We start from the raw sequence: 15,910 nt of genomic DNA, 5'->3' as shown, positions 1-15,910 counted from the left end.
AGCTTTTTTTTGACTAACTATATTATTGCAGTAGAAAGGAACAGGAAAATGATAAATAGACCCTCATCAATGAAAAGGTTTGGTTTTACTTATAAGACCCCTTATCCGCAATTGATTGAAGAAGATACTATGGTACCAAAACCTGACGAACATGACTTATTGATCGAAGTTGTAGCACTTTCGATCAATCCTGTAGATACAAAGCGAAGAGAAATCGTCAAAGAAGAAACGTTCACTGTGCTCGGCTATGATAGTGTGGGTTATGTACGGGAAATGGGCGCGGCTGTAAAGGGGTTTGAGCTGAATGACCGTGTCTATTATGCAGGAACGACTCAACGTGAAGGGAGTCAACAAGAGTATCAAATCGTTGATGCACGGATCGCTGCAAAAGCTCCTAAGAATCTTAGCGACGAAGCCGCTGCTGGAATCCCCTTGACTGCACTCACTGCCTATGAATTGCTATTTGAAAAATTTCAGTTAGTTCCTCAAGAAAAAGCAAATGAAGGAAAAGAGCTTTTGGTGATCAATGGAGGAGGTGGTGTTGGTTCGATCATGACGCAACTAGCGAAGTGGACAGGTATGAAAGTGTATGCAACCGCTAGTCCTCAAAATTTTGGATGGCTTGAAAAAAATGGCGTAGATGTTCCAATAGATTACCATCATTCTCTTTATGACCAGTTAAAACAAGCTGGGAGCGATGGTGTTGACTATATCGCAGTGTTGTATGATATTGAATCTTATCTACCAGAAATAAAAAAAATCATTCAACCTTTAGGGCATATCGGAATGATCGTTAATACAAAAGCGAAAATCGATTGGAATGAATATAAAAATGATTCAATCAGCTTCCATTGGGAGTATGTTTTCACGAAAACAGATCATAATAAAGAAATCGCAACACAAGGCACAATCCTAGAGACATTGACAAAGTTATTTGAAGAAAATAAACTTCATAGCCACGTAACAACTGTTTACTCAGATGGTATCAGCCGAGCTTCACTTGAACATGCGATGAAGCTGGTGAGTTAAGGTAGCCAGCAAGGAAAAGTCGTTCTGTCAGGTGGGTTCAAAACCATCGGTGGAAAAATGGATCGATAAGACAAGTAGTAAGAATGACTATAAAAAGCAACTGTGTCTGGAACATTGTTTCTCTCGCACCACCTAAAACCAAATAAACGGCGATAAACAAACACTTCTGTTCCGACCTCAGTTGCTTTTTATGGTAAGAGTTCAATCTATATATGAATCTTCCACAGGTTCTAATTGATTGACTGTTGGGGATGGAGCTGTGATTTTTTTGAAAGGATTAGCGAAGCGGAAGTACTTCACTTTATTCAATGTATAAGATAAAATTGAGCAACTCAAAAGAGTATAAGCAAAATGCGTAAAATCCAAATACAACAAAGACACAACTAAAATCCCAAACGTGATAATAAATAGACTTTTCCCGATATTCACATGGTAATATTTTTCAATTGCTTGATAAACGATATCTGTTCCGCCAGTGCTGCCACCAAAACGAAAAACTAAGCCACAACCGATTCCCGAGAGAATGCCAGTCATTAGACTATTCACTAAAAGATTTCCAACAGCAAAGTGGACATTTAAATTTTCCCATACATGCAAGAAGAAGACCAGAGAAAATGTTCCGACGATCGTTCGAATAAATGCATGTTTTCCAAAAATAAACAAGGAAATCAGCAATAAAGGTAAATTTATGATCAGTGAGGTGATGGAAGGCGCAAAGCCAAATAAATGATTAAGTAAAAGAGCAATTCCTGTGACACCACCATCAGCTAATTTTGAAGGGAGATTGATTCCGGTAACCGCTAATCCATAAAGAGCAGCCCCAAAAATAATTCCACATAAGTCTAATAAGAATTTTACTTGTTTCATCTCTAACCTCTTTTCTTTTTGAAAATTTTCAGCAATCTTTATATTACACTGAATGGCTCTATAAATTCAATAGGTAAATAGAAAAAATATACATGATGAAGTGTATTTTATTTCGGTCAATCATTCCTTGTAAAACAATCATTTAAAGCAAAAATGATTCTCTGTAAAAATATGTATTGTATAATTTAGGGGATAAAAAAATAGTGAATAAAATAGTGTGATCAATAAAAAAATGTATTTAAAGATAAAAAAATATAAATTATTTTATTAAATTTAACGATTATGATGTTAAAACAACCGATTTTTACTTTTTTGGTCACTGACACACAACTTAAAGTATAATAATTATTGAACAAGCCAGTAAACAAGTATCTCCCCCACGAGATTTTAAAAGTTACTGGCTGTTTTTTTTTAATTCCAACTTCTACTTTGCAACGGGAACAATAGTTCGTATAATGAAAGAGCGAACCATTGTTCGGTATAAAATAATAGAGGTGATCAGAGATGCAATCAATGAGACGTTTTGGTGCGATGTTGTTGATTTTATTTTTCGGAATTATTATAGGTAATTATGGGTTACAAACAGCATTATTGATTTTTTTACCTTCGTTTGTATTATGGTTTGTGATGTGGGATGAAAAAAAGTATCGACAAAATGAACGAAAACGCAGGTATGAAAAAATCTTCTATCAACATAGAGCTACGTACGATTCAAAATAACTAAATACAAAAACAAAACTTGCAATCACTTCTCACCATCTAGTCGATTGCAAGTTTTTTTTAAAACAACTTAGTTGGGGTTTTACTTCGCTATGTTTATACTTAAAGGAGAACAGAAAGGAAGGTCATATGAATACGTTTATCGAAACGCTCAGTGAGAGAAAAGAAGAATTATTCGCAGCAACATTTCAGCACTTATCTATTTCATTGATTGCATTATTGATTGCCGCAGTGATTGCGATCCCACTTGCTATTTGGGCAGTCAACCATAAAAGAATGGCAGAATTTTTGTTACAAGTAACGAGTGTGCTACAAACCATTCCCTCACTTGCACTTTTAGGATTATTGATTCCATTTGTAGGGATCGGCACTTTACCGGCGTTGATCGCCTTGATCTTATATGCCTTATTACCGATATTTCAAAGCACTTATATAGGATTAGCAGAAATTGATCCATCAATCGAAGAAGCAGCAGTTGCTTTTGGGATGTCTCGTTTTCGAAGATTGATCAAAGTAGAGTTACCCATCGCGCTGCCTGTCATTATCTCAGGTATCCGCACAGCGTTGGTATTGATCATTGGTACAGCGACATTAGCAGCCTTGATCGGTGCTGGCGGGCTAGGAACATTTATCTTACTAGGGATCGATCGGAATACACCTGTTTTAACTTTGATCGGCGCAATCAGCTCTGCCTTGTTAGCGATTATTTTCAGTAGCTTGATCCGTCTATTACAACACTTGAAACCTCGTTATACGATGATCACTTTAGGCTTGATTTTGACTTTAGTCGCAGGTGCTTCCATATATCAAACTGGTTTCTTAAAACAAGAGAAAATCACGATTGCCGGTAAGCTTGGTGCAGAACCAGATATATTGATCCAGATGTACAAAGGATTGATCGAAGAAGAAACCGAAGCGGAAGTCGAATTAAAACCGAATTTCGGTAAAACCAGTTTTTTATTCAGCGCTTTAGAAAACAAACAAATTGATATTTATCCTGAGTTTACTGGAACAGTATTAGAGAGTTTGGTTACAGTTCCGGAATCAATCAAGGACCAAAAATTAACAAAGGAAGAAACTTATCATGAGGCCAATAGACTGTTAAATGAACAGTTCTCAATGACACTTTTAAGTCCGATGGCTTATCAAAACACATATGCTCTGGCTGTTAAACGTGACTTTGCGGATGAACACCAATTAAAATCAATTTCGGATTTAGCTAAAATCGAGAATCAAATCAAGGCAGGGTTCACGTTAGAATTTATCGACCGTGCGGATGGGTACAAAGAGATACAAGAACTTTATCAGTTAGATTTTCCGAGTGTCCAAAGCATGGAACCTAGTTTGCGTTACCAAGCAATAAATAATGGTGATGTCAATGTAGTTGATGCCTATTCTACCGACAGTGAACTGAAACAATACGATTTAATCGTCTTAGAAGATGACCGAGGCTTGTTCCCTACCTACCAAGGCGCACCATTGATGAATGAAGATTTTGCCAATGATCATCCAGAAGTCGTGGCAGCTTTAGAGAAACTTAGCGGTAAAATAACGGAAGAACAGATGCAAACGATGAATTACCAAGTAAATGTCGAGAAAAAACAACCAGCTGAAGTGGCACGACAATTTTTGGTTGACCAAAGTTTAGTGAAGGAGGATAACAATTGACCGAACTGATTGAATTTAAAAACGTCCAAAAAACCTTTAATGACAAGTATGCAATTAGACAATTAGACCTTTCGATCAATGAGGGAGAGATCTTTGTATTGGTAGGTCCTTCGGGAAGTGGAAAGACAACTTCACTAAAAATGATCAATGGGCTCTCTTTACCAAGTGACGGTGAGGTATATTTCAAAGGTAAATCATTAAAGGACTATAACTTGCAAAAAATGCGTTGGCAAATGGGATATGTCTTGCAACAGATTGCATTGTTTCCGACGATGACTGTCAAACAGAATATCGAAGTGATCCCTGAAATGTTAGGCTGGGAAAAACAAAAACGAGCCGAGACTTCGGATCAGTTACTGGCAAAAGTTGGTTTAGATCCCGATGTCTATCGTGATCGAATGCCACAAGAATTGTCTGGAGGAGAACAACAGCGTGTAGGGATCATTCGGGCGTTAGCAGCCAATCCTGAAGTGATCTTGATGGATGAGCCTTTCAGTGCGTTGGACCCTCTATCAAGAACTTCCTTGCAGGAGCTTGTTTTATCACTTCATAAAGAATTAGGTACGACGATTGTTTTTGTTACCCATAACATGGAAGAAGCAATTAAACTAGGGGATCGCATTGCTGTGATGAAAGAAGGGGTATTGATCCAATGTGATACACCAGGACAATTATTGATGCATCCTAAGAATGACTTTGTACGTAGTTTCTTCGAGGAATCGATCCAAGAAAAAGATCAGACAGTTGAACAACTTATACTTGCTGGTTTTTTTGAGAAAGAGATCACTGAACAAAGAAGAGTGATTCAGCTTGATACACCATTAAAACAATTATTTGCTCAACTAGAAGCTGTCGAAACAGTCAACATCTATAAACAAGAAATTCCGATTGGATCGATCTCCAGAGAAAATGTCTTTGCATTTCTAAGTGGAAAGCAGAGTTGATTTGAATGTTTTAGACAGGTGAACTATGACTTATTTAGATAACTGGACACAAAGAAGTAGTAGTTCAATAAAAGTTATTTAAAAACATATTAGAATATCAAAGAAAGATATGATCGAATGAAGGCGTTGATTTTAGGATGCTTTTATTCGATCATTTATTATTACTAATATTATTTAACCGTAAATTAAAAATATCTAACGTTAGCTTCATTTTTCTTATAGACATAAGACGATTTATATTTTAAACTTATAATTAAGTAATAGTACATATATTTTTTGAAATCTTATTTCAATGATAAATCTAAATGAAAATTGAATAATCATATAAGAAAAAATTGAAAAAATCACAGACGGGGTGTTATTTTTTTTGTTTATTACTGTGCTTTTTTATTAGATTTGGGGGAGTAAAATGAAAGGAATATTAAATAAACAAAGTACAAGGCAATTAGCTTTATTAGAATTGCTGTGGGAGAATGAATGGTTGACCGTATCGAAAATTGTCCAAGTCATCGGGGGAGTCGAAAAGACGATACGAACGGATATCAAACATTTAAATGAGATAATCAAACCACTTACAATTGAAACATCTTTTAAACACGGTGTTTTCTTGGATAAAACACTTGGAGTCTCAAAAACACATCTTTATTCTTTGTTTTTACAAAATTGCATCGAATGCCAGATCATCGAAGAAATTTTCTTCAATCCGAAGCTTTCTAAAGGTGAGTTATGTGATTGCTTGTTTATCTCAGAGACACAGTTGAACCGCTTACTGACCAAACTAAATTCAGTTTTAGAAAAATTTTCAATACAAATCAGTCATGAATTGACAATTGTAGGTTCAGAGATAAATATTCGTAAATTATTTGCTAGTTTGATGTATGAAAAATATCTTTCAGCACAAACGCTTCTTTTAAAAGAAGAGTTTGATTTGATCGATCAATTGATCCAACGTTTTTGTGAGGAAAACATAACGATCATTGAAACGAATGACCAGCATCATTTTTTATTAAATAAAATACACTTGAAAGTACTAGCTGCTCTATATCGATGCAAGCAAGGGGCTTTTATAGAAAAAAAAGCAACTGTTTTTAGCTACAAAATCATTTTGAATGATGAAGAATTAAAACGTAAATATAAAGAATATTTTGAAATTGAACTAAATGAAGACATATTATACAACTTATTTGCCAACTATTGCGAACCTTTTAAAGTGATCGGAGCTTGTCAACAGTTTGGTATTTTCCAATCCTCCTTACATAGTAAAATTGAACGACTGATCAAAGATTTATCTCAACGATTTAATATCGAGTGCTCCCATAGTGATACATTGATTTCTGACATTTTATGGAGTAGTTTTCGAATCACTGGACCGACTTTCATATTGAACAATGTGCTTGAAGAATTTGTTTTAGAATTAATGGATGAAAATCAAACAATCATGTTTGAAATAAGGGAGTGTTTTGCAGAAATATATGAAGAACTTGAACTTAAACCGTTTGATAAGAAAAATATGGTGTATCAATCGATATATAGTTTGGTTACACAGTGGTCTGATTTTAGGATCGAGATGAAAAAGACCCATCAGATCAAAGCTGCATTGATCTTGGATGTTCCTATTGGTCATTTGCGTATGTTGAAGGAAGAAATCGAAATACATTTTAGAAGTACGTACTCCGTTGATATCTTGTCACCATTTGATCTGTTCAGCCAAGTAAAATTAGAAAAATATGACTGTGTGTTGACAGATGTTTGTACAATCCGAGGGTCCATCGAACAACCGAGGGTGATCGGCATCCCGCATTATTTCGACAATGAGTTCATTCACAAATTACATACTTTTATCATAAAAAGAAAGGAAAGTATGAAGTTATTTAGAAAAGAACTTGTGATATAATCTGTTTAATGATCCAATTTATTAGATATGTCTATACTGGCATATCTTTTCTTGTTCTTAATTAATAAAAAAGCAAAAAATTATTGATAAACATCTGTTTTGAAAATGGTTATAAACAGAATGATCACTGAATCAATGAGAATACCTTAATATTTTTAAAATATACCAATTTTTTGAATGATAGAATTGTTGACATTTTCATTACATCTACCTATAAGTTCTAACGTTATTTTACCAAGCAGTCGGTAGATTGAGATTATTTTTAGATAAATCATTATGTTAAAAATAATGTAGACGTTCAATATTTTTTGTTGGGAGAGGTGGAAACGAAATGAGAGAAATCTTAGATGGACGTTTGAAACGTCAGTTGAAGATTTTGGAAATATTATGGGATACTCAGTGGATGACGACAGCTGAATTAGCCGAAATGATCGAAAGCTCAGAAAAAACAACTCGAAATGATCTTTCACAAATCAATGAGATGATTGCACCGTTGACAATTGAAACCTCCTTTAGATCAGGAGTATTGCTAAAGAAAAATCTGAAAACACCCAAAGCATTCATCTATTCAAAAATTTTGAGTAAAAGTTTGGAATATACCTTACTTGAGACACTATTTTTTAGAAGAGTAAGTTCAAAAGACGACCTAAGTGATAGTTTATACATATCTGAAACACAAGTATCACGTATTATTAATCGAATCAATCAAGTCATCAGTAAATATGAATTTAAAATCAATAATCATCTCGATATTGTAGGTAATGAAGGGAATATTAGAGATTTTTTTTCTGCCTTCTTTGCAGAAAAATATAATTTACCTGAGAATTTGCTGAAAAGCGATGATATCTCTTTGATCACGGATATTATCGAAGTATTTGTAAAAGAGAATACGATCTGGGCATTAGTCAATAATGATAATCACTTGTTTTTAGGAAATATGAAATTTCATTTATTTATTTTTTTTATTCGTTTGAAGCAAGATTATCAGTTGTTATCGAGGAATGTACCGTTTATTTTCCAACATTTCTCAAATGAAACAGAACTTTTAAGACGTATCAATGAAAATTTTGCCGTCAATTTAAGAGAAGAAAACCTCCAACAACTTTTCTATGAGTTTTATCAACCGATTCATCCAACTTTACGATTACAATATTTAAATGTCCAAGTTGATGCTGTAAATCAAAAAAATAAACTAAATCAAGTAATTGAATACTTAGAAAATAAGTTCGGTATAGTTTGTGAGAATCGTGATCAATTGATTCATGATATTTATTGGACAACCATGAATATGGTAAGACCCACCTATATTTTACATAATAAAAAACGAGAATTTTTTCAAAACGTAAAAAGAGACAGTCCCACACTAGTGAAAGATCTAGAAGACCGATTTTTTGAGATTTATCAGACATTAGGATCTGTATTTCATAGCTATCTAGATGAAATGATCCATCAATCAGTCTTCAAGTTGTTGACTTCCTGGTCAAATCTATGGGTACAAGTACGGAAGCAAAAGATAAAACTCCATGTCGCACTATTATTAGATAGTTCTTATGATCATATGCGTATGCTCAAAGAGGAAATCAAATTTTATTTTCGACATAATATCAATATAGAGATTCTCAACCCTGCGACAAAAATACAAAATGATTATTTAAAGAAGTTTGATTGTCTTCTGACAGATATATATTCCAATGACTATTTTGAAGTGCCTACTCTTGGGATTTCTAACTATTTAGATGAAGCGATCATTGATAAATTGGTCGAGTACTATCACATCAAAGTGGATGAACTTGCTGAGATTTGATCTACTATATAAAAATCAGTTGGCAATAGTTTCAGGATAGTTTATTCGGTTCCGCGATATATTACTCAATTATTTCTTTGGGTGGGAATTATTAAGAAAAGTACAAACTGATAGGTTAAAATAATATGTTATTTATTGGTTTCATAAGGACTCTATAATGCTATCTTATCACTTTTATATATGGGGTATTGGTCAATTATTGTAAGCCAGGATTATATTTGTTACTAAAATAAATAACTATATATTCTTATTTTATTTACCAAACTGGCGGTAAAACTTGGTTTTAAAAGTGCTGGTTTTTTAAGGATAATTGTTTTGTGGGAATCGTGTCGTTTATATTAGGAGGTGAAGGTTAAGATAAAAAAGACGATGTATTACATGATAGGTGTGTTGCTGTTATGCTTTATGAGTCCAACTGTCTATCATGCTCAACAATCAGAAATACAAACAGTTCATGTCGAAGCAACGATCGGTGATTTAAGTAATAGTTCCGAAAATCAAGACGACACATGGCAGAGTACCCAAAATGAAGAACAGCAAGCTACAGGTTCAACACCAAATAAAAGTGAAGGTTCTTCCTCTAATTTCCCACAAACCGGAGAACGCTTGACCAATGGAATTGCTTTGATCGGTTTATTGCTTACTCTTTTTTCGATAGGATTGTTTTATACATTCAATCAAAAAGAAGAACGACTACAAAAAATTTAGTGAAATAATATAGATTATTTCAGCAAGGAGAGAAATTCAATATGAAGAAGCTAAGTAATTTAGCGATTGTATCCACAGTTTTATTAAGCGCTTTGGGATTTGGATCAATGAATGTTGCTGCCAATGATTTAGGATGGATTCCTGGTCAACCTGACAATTCGCCGGGGCAAACGATCAAAAATGATGATAAAGCTGATGTTAAAGTTTCAGGGTGGATCGGAGAATGGGATCCAGTTGATCCAGAAGATAAACGCTATATCGACATTACGATCCCAACGACTGTAAGATATGCAAATGCGATGGCAGAAGACGGAACGCCTCAACCAGAGATCGTTTCCCCATTATATGCAATGACAAATAATTCAACTTCACATAGAGTGATGATCGAAGTAGATAGCTTTGCGGAGACAAGCTCAACTGGAATCACTCAAGATTTGTTCTTTACACCACTAAATGAAGCAGCGGTTCGTTTACAAAGTGCTTCGGGACAGTTCTTGAATACTCGTACTTACTTGACAACTATCGATACAGGACAAACCAAATCCTTGAAATTTGAAGGCGCAATCACTAGTCCTTTCCAACAAGATGTTATTGTGACACCTGCATACACGATGTCATTCCATTTTTCTGCATTAGCTAACTAATCTTAGCAAAGTTGATAAGTATTCCATTACCTATTTTAGTAGAAAGAGTCTGAATGACAGACTTTTCAGTTATAATTTGAGAAAGGAGGTTGAGAAAAATGGCACATAGTAATAATATTGAAAAAAAGAATCATAGTAAAAAGAAGAGAACTTATATCTTGTTTTCTTTGCTACTCCTATGTCTTGTAGCAGGGATCGGCGGATACTTTTATTTTAATCAATCTCCTCCTCAAGTAGTGGCAGGATTGCCTGATTTAGATGACAATCTGTCAAGATTAAGTAATGAAGATATTTTGAAAGTAATGCAAGATCAAGTGGATAAAGACAAAATGCGTATTCTTTTGAAACATGATATAGAAGTTGATAAAGAAGGAAAAGCAAGTGTCGATGTACGTAATAATGGTCAGAATGCATTCAATATCCAAGTAGAATACTATCTAGCATCAAATAATAAACAATTGTATAAATCAGGATTGATTCCTCCAAACAACCGAATAGACTCTATCCCTTTTGAAAATCTACCTGATGCTGGCAGTCATGATGTTAGAATTTTATACAATATTTATAATGAAGAAAAATTGGTCAATACAACAACAATCGATGGTACAATCAACATTAGTTGATCGCTGATTGATGGTAACATAAATAAAAAATGGAAGGCTCTGAAAATAGATAATCTATTTTCGAGCCTTCCATTTTTTATTTATTTAGCTTTTAACTCAAAGCTAAACCGTACTTAGTACCAACCGTTAGCTAACCAGAAAGCTTTGGCTGCATCCCAAGAACCATAACGAGAAGCAACGTATTGTTCTGCCACTCTTTCTTGATTGGCAGCAGAGTAGTCACCGTTCAAGTAAGAAGAGTCTAATTGGTAACGGCCGATATAACGTCCGTTTGTTGCTGTATAAGAACCGCTAGATTCTTTTTGTGCGATCCATTCTTTGGCATCGTTCGTGCCAGTTGAAACAGCGACTTCAGTAGCTGGTGCTTGTTCCACAACAGGCGCTTGTTCCACAACAGGCGCTTGTTCTACTACAGGTGCTTGTTCCACAACAGGTGTTTCCACAACTGGAGCTGTTTCTTGAACAGGTTCCACAGGTGTTTGAGTAGCGACAGGAGCAGCTGCTTGCTCACCAGTAGGAATAGTTAATTCTTGACCTGAAAAAATCAGGTGAATGTTTGAGATTGAGTTAGCTTCGGCAATTGTTTGGATCAAGGAGTTGTCACCAACGTATTTTTGAGAAATCGTTGATAAAGTATCACCTGATTGAACAGTGTAGGCTTCGTCTGCGTGTGCAGAAGTACCCATAAATAATGCAGCGCCGGCGGCCAAAGTTGTTCCAAAAAGAATAGTTTTAAGTGATTTCATGAAAGATCTCCTTCGTATTTTAAAAAGTTATTTGATTAGCTGTTTTCGCTAACGAGTAATACTTTACCATGTTGAGACATTTCATAGGTGATAAAAACGTAACAGTTTATGACAAAGCTACCTTTTTTGTAATATTCAACGAAACATATGTAATCGAAAAACGCTTTCTTTCCTTTAATTAAAAGAATGTATGTTCTCGTTTTTTGATAAGAAAAATTAGTTAAGAAAATATTAAGTGCGTAATAAATATGTTTTTTTCCTATTTTAGAAGATAAAATGGCTGGATATCAATCAGTCATAATAGCTATTCTTAAGGCTGTTGATGTCAATACAAAGGAGTTAATCAAATAAAAAAACATGGAGCAAATGTTTGCCCCATGTTCTATAAAAATCAAATCCCAATTATTGATGTTCTACACGATTGGAGATCATTGGAAAGAATTTCAAACAATAAATAGCACAAATCCCGACAATAATATATATAGCTTTAGCTAAAATAGTTGTAGAGCCGCCTGCAATCGTCGCAACTAAATCAAATTCTAATAAACCGACTAACAACCAGTTCAATCCTCCAACAATCAACAATGTTAAAGCAATCATATCTAATGTTTTCATTGAAATTACCCCTTTCCTATATGACATACTATTATTATAAAACAATTAAAGAATTTGTACTAAAATATTGCTTGTAATTTAATTTATAGTCCATTCATTTCAACGTTTTATAGAATTTGAAAATTTAAAACAGATATGTCTTGACAATAGACAAGTAAAAGATTAGATTTAGCTGGTTATAAAATAATAATATTTATTAAGGAGAAGAACATGAAAAAAAAATGGATGATTACTGGATTGATTGCATTGTTGCTAGGGGCTATTGGTTATACGGGCACACGGTTTGCAGGAGAAGTTTTATTCTGGGGTGGGGAATCTGATATCAGTAAGATCAACGAAAATTTAGAAAAACTTGATCAACAGTTAACAAGCCATAACCAACAAATCACTGACTTGAATAGTCAATTAGTAATAAAAAATCAAGATCTTCAAAATATACAAACAAAAGCGCAAGAATACCAAACAAAGATCACTGACTTGGAGACGCAAAAAAGCCAATTGGTTGCTGAACATGCAAATTTACAAAACCAATTAACCAGTAAAGAAAACCAACTAAATGACAAACAAATCGAAATCAATAATAAGATCAATGAAATAACTCAAAAAATAAACGAAATCAATACCCTAAATAGTCAATGGAATACTAGACTCCAAGAAATCCAGGGTAAATATACAGAGATGCAAAGTACTGTCAATCAGTTAAACGAACAAATCAGCCAATTAAATCGAGAAAAAACAAATTTACAAACTGATTTAGCAACCACGAAGAAACAATTAGAAACTATTTCAGCAGAAAATAGTAATTTGAGAAGTTATATCGCACAATTAGAAAAAGCGAGAAACGATGCAAAGCTAACAGCGGCAAAGTCTCAACAAATCGTTGATCGTCAAGTGAATAAGTAGACTTTAACGATACTTTTTTCAAGGAAAATCACTTGTAAAACGGAACGTTCGTTCGTATAATAGGGATGAGGGGAGAGATGACAATGGAAAGAAAATATGGATCGGTCTCAAAAATCAGAACAATCAAATTAGGGGAACGACCACTGATTCGTTTTACTTTAGGCTCAGAGAATTGCTTGATTGCTAATTATAGTCTTAATTTTATTGCCGATGTAGATGAAGGAATGAAGATATTTGTGAAAGGCTACTATAATAACCGTAAGCAATTTGTCGTCAAAGACTACACGGTATTAGAAAAAACAAATATTGTTGTCGCTTTTGAAAATAGTCTCTTCCCTAAACAAAAGATCATCAAATGAAAGTACAAAATCAATGCCAGATATCAAGGACGAATGGATTACTTCTTAATAGAAGTAATCTTTTTTTCACAAGTAGCAATGTTTTTCTGCTCATTTTCTATGTTTCTTTTCAAATGAGCTTTTTCGTTTAAGAGAGCTTTTTCTTTTTGGCTAATTAGAATTGATCAAATTTTAAATATTCTTAACCAAACGACAAGTTCTTGCAATGATTTTAAGTCAGGGTTAAGCTACCAGTAGGCGCCATTACAAAAGAGAGTATCAATAGCTAAAAACTTCTGGGGGAAGTGGGATAGCATGCATATCAATACTCTCTTTACTAATTATATTATACGTATTTTAGATAACAAAAGAATTATACAATCCTAACCATACGGTTTTTTTAATACCTACTCTTTGGAGTAGGTATTTTTTCTATAATAATATAGTTAGTTTTACAGAAAATATAATGTCAATTGGACCACTTATTTAAAGAAAAATAGTAGGTAAATAATTAGAAGTGAAAAAATTAGATTTAATAGGAGTAAAAATATTGAATCTTATTTTAAATTATTTTGTTTAATATTTATTAAGAGCATAGCAACTGGAACCGTGATTGTAAGAACGATTAGAGCTAAATATATTTGATTGGCTGAAAAAAATAAAAGGTTTGAAGCATTTACTGATAAGATATGATAAAAGCTATAGACATGTATTGGCATCGACGGTTCCAATATTCCTACATTAAAAACTAGAAAATCAGCTAGATTGAAAAAAGAAAACAATGTACCTAATCCACCGATAAAAAATAAGATGATCGGTTTGGACGAAGTATTTAATCGACTAGCGTTTAATACAATAACCTCCTAATTTTTCTTTGTAAAAGTTTGGAGCTAATGAATCATTTCGGACAGCAAGAAAACTAAATTTAGCAAAATTGTTTAAAACAAAAAAATTTTCATAAAAAGTTCATGCATTGTAAAGATATGAATTTGTTTATTTCTGTAACGTGCTAAATAGAAATATTTTTAATCATTTAAACATATCTATGGATGTTTAAAAATTAATGTGACAGCAATGTAAGCGTTTCTTATCAATGGTTTAAGCAAATAGACACCGTTTAATTTATTCTTTTTTATACACTCTAAGTGTACAAAAAAAATAATAGGAGTGGTCAATATGAAGAAATTTTTATTAGCATGTCTAGGAATTTTAGCAACAGTTAGTTTTGCAGCGTGTGGTCCTAAAGTCTCAGAAAAGCCAAAGAGCCATTCGCCAAAGCAATCACAACAGATCCCCAGAAAAAAACAAAGTAGTGACACAAATGGTACTAAGAAAAAAGAAAAATCTAATAACAAGAGAAAAGAACAGGAGAATAAACAGTCAAATGATAATAAAGAAAAGAAGAGCCAAAAAGTAAAACCAAAAAAAGAAAGAAATTCTCAAAATAGAAAAACACCATATGAAAAAATAATCAAATCATAATAATCTAGCTAATGTAAGGTAGATTAGCCTGGGATGATCTAGTAACCCAACATTGCCGTAAAAAAAGAACATCGATAACTGAGTATTTTTGTTATCGATGTTCTTTTAGCGAGCTTAATAACTTGAACTTGCTGTTATTGTTACATAATTAGAAATTAAGTAAAGACAATCCTTTTTTGTAATATTGAGCCATTTCTTCTTCTGGAACCATATTACCACCCGTTCCCCAAATTATGTGTGTGCCAGACTTTATCCAAGGTTTTTTCGATGCGAATGCTCGATTTATATTCACAAATGATGCAATCCCAGCAGTGGATGAAGGTTCCACATAGATGTTTTCACTATCCGCAAGCAATGTTAAATATTGATATAATCTTTCATCTTGAACAGTCGAAGTAGCATATAAAATCGGTTCTATGATTTTGCCGACTAAACGCGATGGGCGGCCGACGGCTAATCCATCAGCAGCTGTCTTACCATCGATTGCAATATCTTGCACTGAAATTTTGTCGTGTAATCCTGTGTACAGGCCAAGTAACATGGACGGAGCGTGAGTAGGCTCTACAAAAAATATTTTTACAGCATCACCAAAAATGCAGGACAATCCAAAGGCAATTCCACCTGGACTACCACCTACACCACAAGGAAGATGGACATATAGAGGATGATCTTCGGAGACTTCAATATTTTTTTCTTTTAATTGAGTTTGTAGTCTCAGTGCAGCTACAGAGTATCCTAGAAATAAATCTTTTGAAGCTTCATCATCGATGAAATAACTGTTGGGTTTCTTTACTGTTTCTGCTCGCCCTAAAGCTACAGCTTTGCTAAAATCACCTTCGTACTCTTTGACAACAACACCCATTTCTCTCAACAAACGCTTTTTCCAGCTTTTTGCTTCATTAGACATGTGGACAGTCGTCTGAAA

The 15,910-nt window shown here is 33.9% G+C and carries 16 protein-coding genes; 12 read left to right on the top strand and 4 right to left on the bottom strand.

What is annotated here, in order from left to right; all coding sequences use genetic code 11:
* Positions 1–51 precede the first annotated feature (51 nt).
* Positions 52–1,029, top strand: coding sequence for a zinc-binding alcohol dehydrogenase family protein (locus P3R27_RS08780; protein ID WP_404830964.1), 978 nt, complete (start codon positions 52–54; stop codon positions 1,027–1,029).
* A gap of 201 nt (positions 1,030–1,230) precedes the next feature.
* On the opposite strand, the gene P3R27_RS08775 is transcribed toward P3R27_RS08780, so the two are convergent.
* Entirely contained in the window at positions 1,231–1,896 is a 666-nt protein-coding gene (locus P3R27_RS08775) for a YitT family protein (protein ID WP_034687857.1), read from the bottom strand.
* Between the two features lie 504 nt (positions 1,897–2,400).
* On the opposite strand from P3R27_RS08775, the gene P3R27_RS08770 reads away from it, so the two are divergent.
* The 8 genes from P3R27_RS08770 to P3R27_RS08735 all read left to right on the top strand — a co-directional run bounded on the left by P3R27_RS08770 (position 2,401) and on the right by P3R27_RS08735 (position 10,901).
* Complete coding sequence (locus tag P3R27_RS08770; protein ID WP_034687855.1) at positions 2,401–2,616, top strand: hypothetical protein; 216 nt, start codon at positions 2,401–2,403, stop codon at positions 2,614–2,616.
* Between the two features lie 129 nt (positions 2,617–2,745).
* Positions 2,746–4,284, top strand: a complete 1,539-nt coding sequence (locus P3R27_RS08765; RefSeq protein ID WP_301357523.1) for an ABC transporter permease/substrate-binding protein — start codon at positions 2,746–2,748, stop codon at positions 4,282–4,284.
* A complete protein-coding gene (locus tag P3R27_RS08760) occupies positions 4,281–5,228 on the top strand; it encodes an ABC transporter ATP-binding protein (protein WP_034687851.1) in 948 nt (315 codons plus the stop codon). Before P3R27_RS08765 ends, P3R27_RS08760 begins: the two co-directional genes overlap by 4 nt.
* Before the next feature lie 409 nt (positions 5,229–5,637).
* Complete coding sequence (locus P3R27_RS08755) at positions 5,638–7,122, top strand: AcpB/EbpR/MafR family transcriptional regulator (protein ID WP_034687849.1); 1,485 nt, start codon at positions 5,638–5,640, stop codon at positions 7,120–7,122.
* Positions 7,123–7,453: 331 nt separating this feature from the next.
* Positions 7,454–8,926 (top strand): AcpB/EbpR/MafR family transcriptional regulator, encoded by a 1,473-nt coding sequence (locus P3R27_RS08750; protein WP_034687847.1) that lies wholly within the window; start codon positions 7,454–7,456, stop codon positions 8,924–8,926.
* 369 nt (positions 8,927–9,295) lie between these two features.
* Positions 9,296–9,634, top strand: coding sequence for an LPXTG cell wall anchor domain-containing protein (locus tag P3R27_RS08745; protein ID WP_034687846.1), 339 nt, complete (start codon positions 9,296–9,298; stop codon positions 9,632–9,634).
* A gap of 41 nt (positions 9,635–9,675) precedes the next feature.
* A complete protein-coding gene (locus tag P3R27_RS08740) occupies positions 9,676–10,278 on the top strand; it encodes a hypothetical protein (RefSeq protein WP_034687844.1) in 603 nt (200 codons plus the stop codon).
* A 98-nt stretch (positions 10,279–10,376) separates the two neighbouring features.
* Positions 10,377–10,901 (top strand): hypothetical protein, encoded by a 525-nt coding sequence (locus P3R27_RS08735; protein ID WP_034687842.1) that lies wholly within the window; start codon positions 10,377–10,379, stop codon positions 10,899–10,901.
* A gap of 113 nt (positions 10,902–11,014) precedes the next feature.
* Here the strand turns inward: P3R27_RS08735 and apf are convergent, their stop codons facing one another.
* Both apf and P3R27_RS08725 read right to left on the bottom strand, forming a co-directional pair.
* Positions 11,015–11,647: an aggregation-promoting factor gene (gene apf, locus P3R27_RS08730; protein WP_301357381.1), complete on the bottom strand. Its 633-nt coding sequence runs from the start codon at positions 11,645–11,647 to the stop codon at positions 11,015–11,017.
* Positions 11,648–12,049: 402 nt separating this feature from the next.
* Positions 12,050–12,262, bottom strand: coding sequence for a DUF378 domain-containing protein (locus P3R27_RS08725; RefSeq protein ID WP_010735711.1), 213 nt, complete (start codon positions 12,260–12,262; stop codon positions 12,050–12,052).
* 210 nt (positions 12,263–12,472) lie between these two features.
* Here P3R27_RS08725 and P3R27_RS08720 point away from each other — a divergent pair, with 210 nt between their 5' ends.
* The 3 genes from P3R27_RS08720 (at position 12,473) to P3R27_RS08710 (ending at position 14,985) form a co-directional block, all read left to right on the top strand.
* A complete protein-coding gene (locus tag P3R27_RS08720; RefSeq protein ID WP_126134033.1) occupies positions 12,473–13,165 on the top strand; it encodes a DNA-directed RNA polymerase subunit omega in 693 nt (230 codons plus the stop codon).
* Positions 13,166–13,248: 83 nt separating this feature from the next.
* A complete protein-coding gene (locus tag P3R27_RS08715; protein WP_034690918.1) occupies positions 13,249–13,524 on the top strand; it encodes a hypothetical protein in 276 nt (91 codons plus the stop codon).
* A gap of 1,155 nt (positions 13,525–14,679) precedes the next feature.
* Positions 14,680–14,985, top strand: coding sequence for a hypothetical protein (locus tag P3R27_RS08710; protein WP_034690942.1), 306 nt, complete (start codon positions 14,680–14,682; stop codon positions 14,983–14,985).
* A gap of 148 nt (positions 14,986–15,133) precedes the next feature.
* Here the strand turns inward: P3R27_RS08710 and dsdA are convergent.
* A partial coding sequence (gene dsdA, locus P3R27_RS08705) for a D-serine ammonia-lyase (protein WP_301399076.1) occupies positions 15,134–15,910 on the bottom strand: 777 nt, incomplete at its 5' end.

The sequence above is a fragment of the Enterococcus spodopteracolus genome, from assembly GCF_030441955.1.
GTDB classification, from domain to species: domain Bacteria; phylum Bacillota; class Bacilli; order Lactobacillales; family Enterococcaceae; genus Enterococcus_B; species Enterococcus_B spodopteracolus.
Note: the sequence above shows the minus strand (reverse complement) of the source record. Positions and strands in the feature narration are given on the sequence as shown.

Coding starts and splice junctions, on each gene's coding strand:
- P3R27_RS08765 (WP_301357523.1), top strand. CDS start 2,746: ATGAATACGTTTATCGAAACGCTCAGTGAGAGAAAAGAAGAATTATTC.
- P3R27_RS08740 (WP_034687844.1), top strand. CDS start 9,676: ATGAAGAAGCTAAGTAATTTAGCGATTGTATCCACAGTTTTATTAAGC.
- P3R27_RS08725 (WP_010735711.1), bottom strand. CDS start 12,262: ATGAAAACATTAGATATGATTGCTTTAACATTGTTGATTGTTGGAGGA.
- P3R27_RS08750 (WP_034687847.1), top strand. CDS start 7,454: ATGAGAGAAATCTTAGATGGACGTTTGAAACGTCAGTTGAAGATTTTG.
- P3R27_RS08720 (WP_126134033.1), top strand. CDS start 12,473: ATGAAAAAAAAATGGATGATTACTGGATTGATTGCATTGTTGCTAGGG.
- P3R27_RS08755 (WP_034687849.1), top strand. CDS start 5,638: ATGAAAGGAATATTAAATAAACAAAGTACAAGGCAATTAGCTTTATTA.
- P3R27_RS08715 (WP_034690918.1), top strand. CDS start 13,249: ATGGAAAGAAAATATGGATCGGTCTCAAAAATCAGAACAATCAAATTA.
- P3R27_RS08710 (WP_034690942.1), top strand. CDS start 14,680: ATGAAGAAATTTTTATTAGCATGTCTAGGAATTTTAGCAACAGTTAGT.
- P3R27_RS08735 (WP_034687842.1), top strand. CDS start 10,377: ATGGCACATAGTAATAATATTGAAAAAAAGAATCATAGTAAAAAGAAG.
- P3R27_RS08745 (WP_034687846.1), top strand. CDS start 9,296: ATGTATTACATGATAGGTGTGTTGCTGTTATGCTTTATGAGTCCAACT.
- P3R27_RS08775 (WP_034687857.1), bottom strand. CDS start 1,896: ATGAAACAAGTAAAATTCTTATTAGACTTATGTGGAATTATTTTTGGG.
- P3R27_RS08770 (WP_034687855.1), top strand. CDS start 2,401: ATGCAATCAATGAGACGTTTTGGTGCGATGTTGTTGATTTTATTTTTC.
- apf (WP_301357381.1), bottom strand. CDS start 11,647: ATGAAATCACTTAAAACTATTCTTTTTGGAACAACTTTGGCCGCCGGC.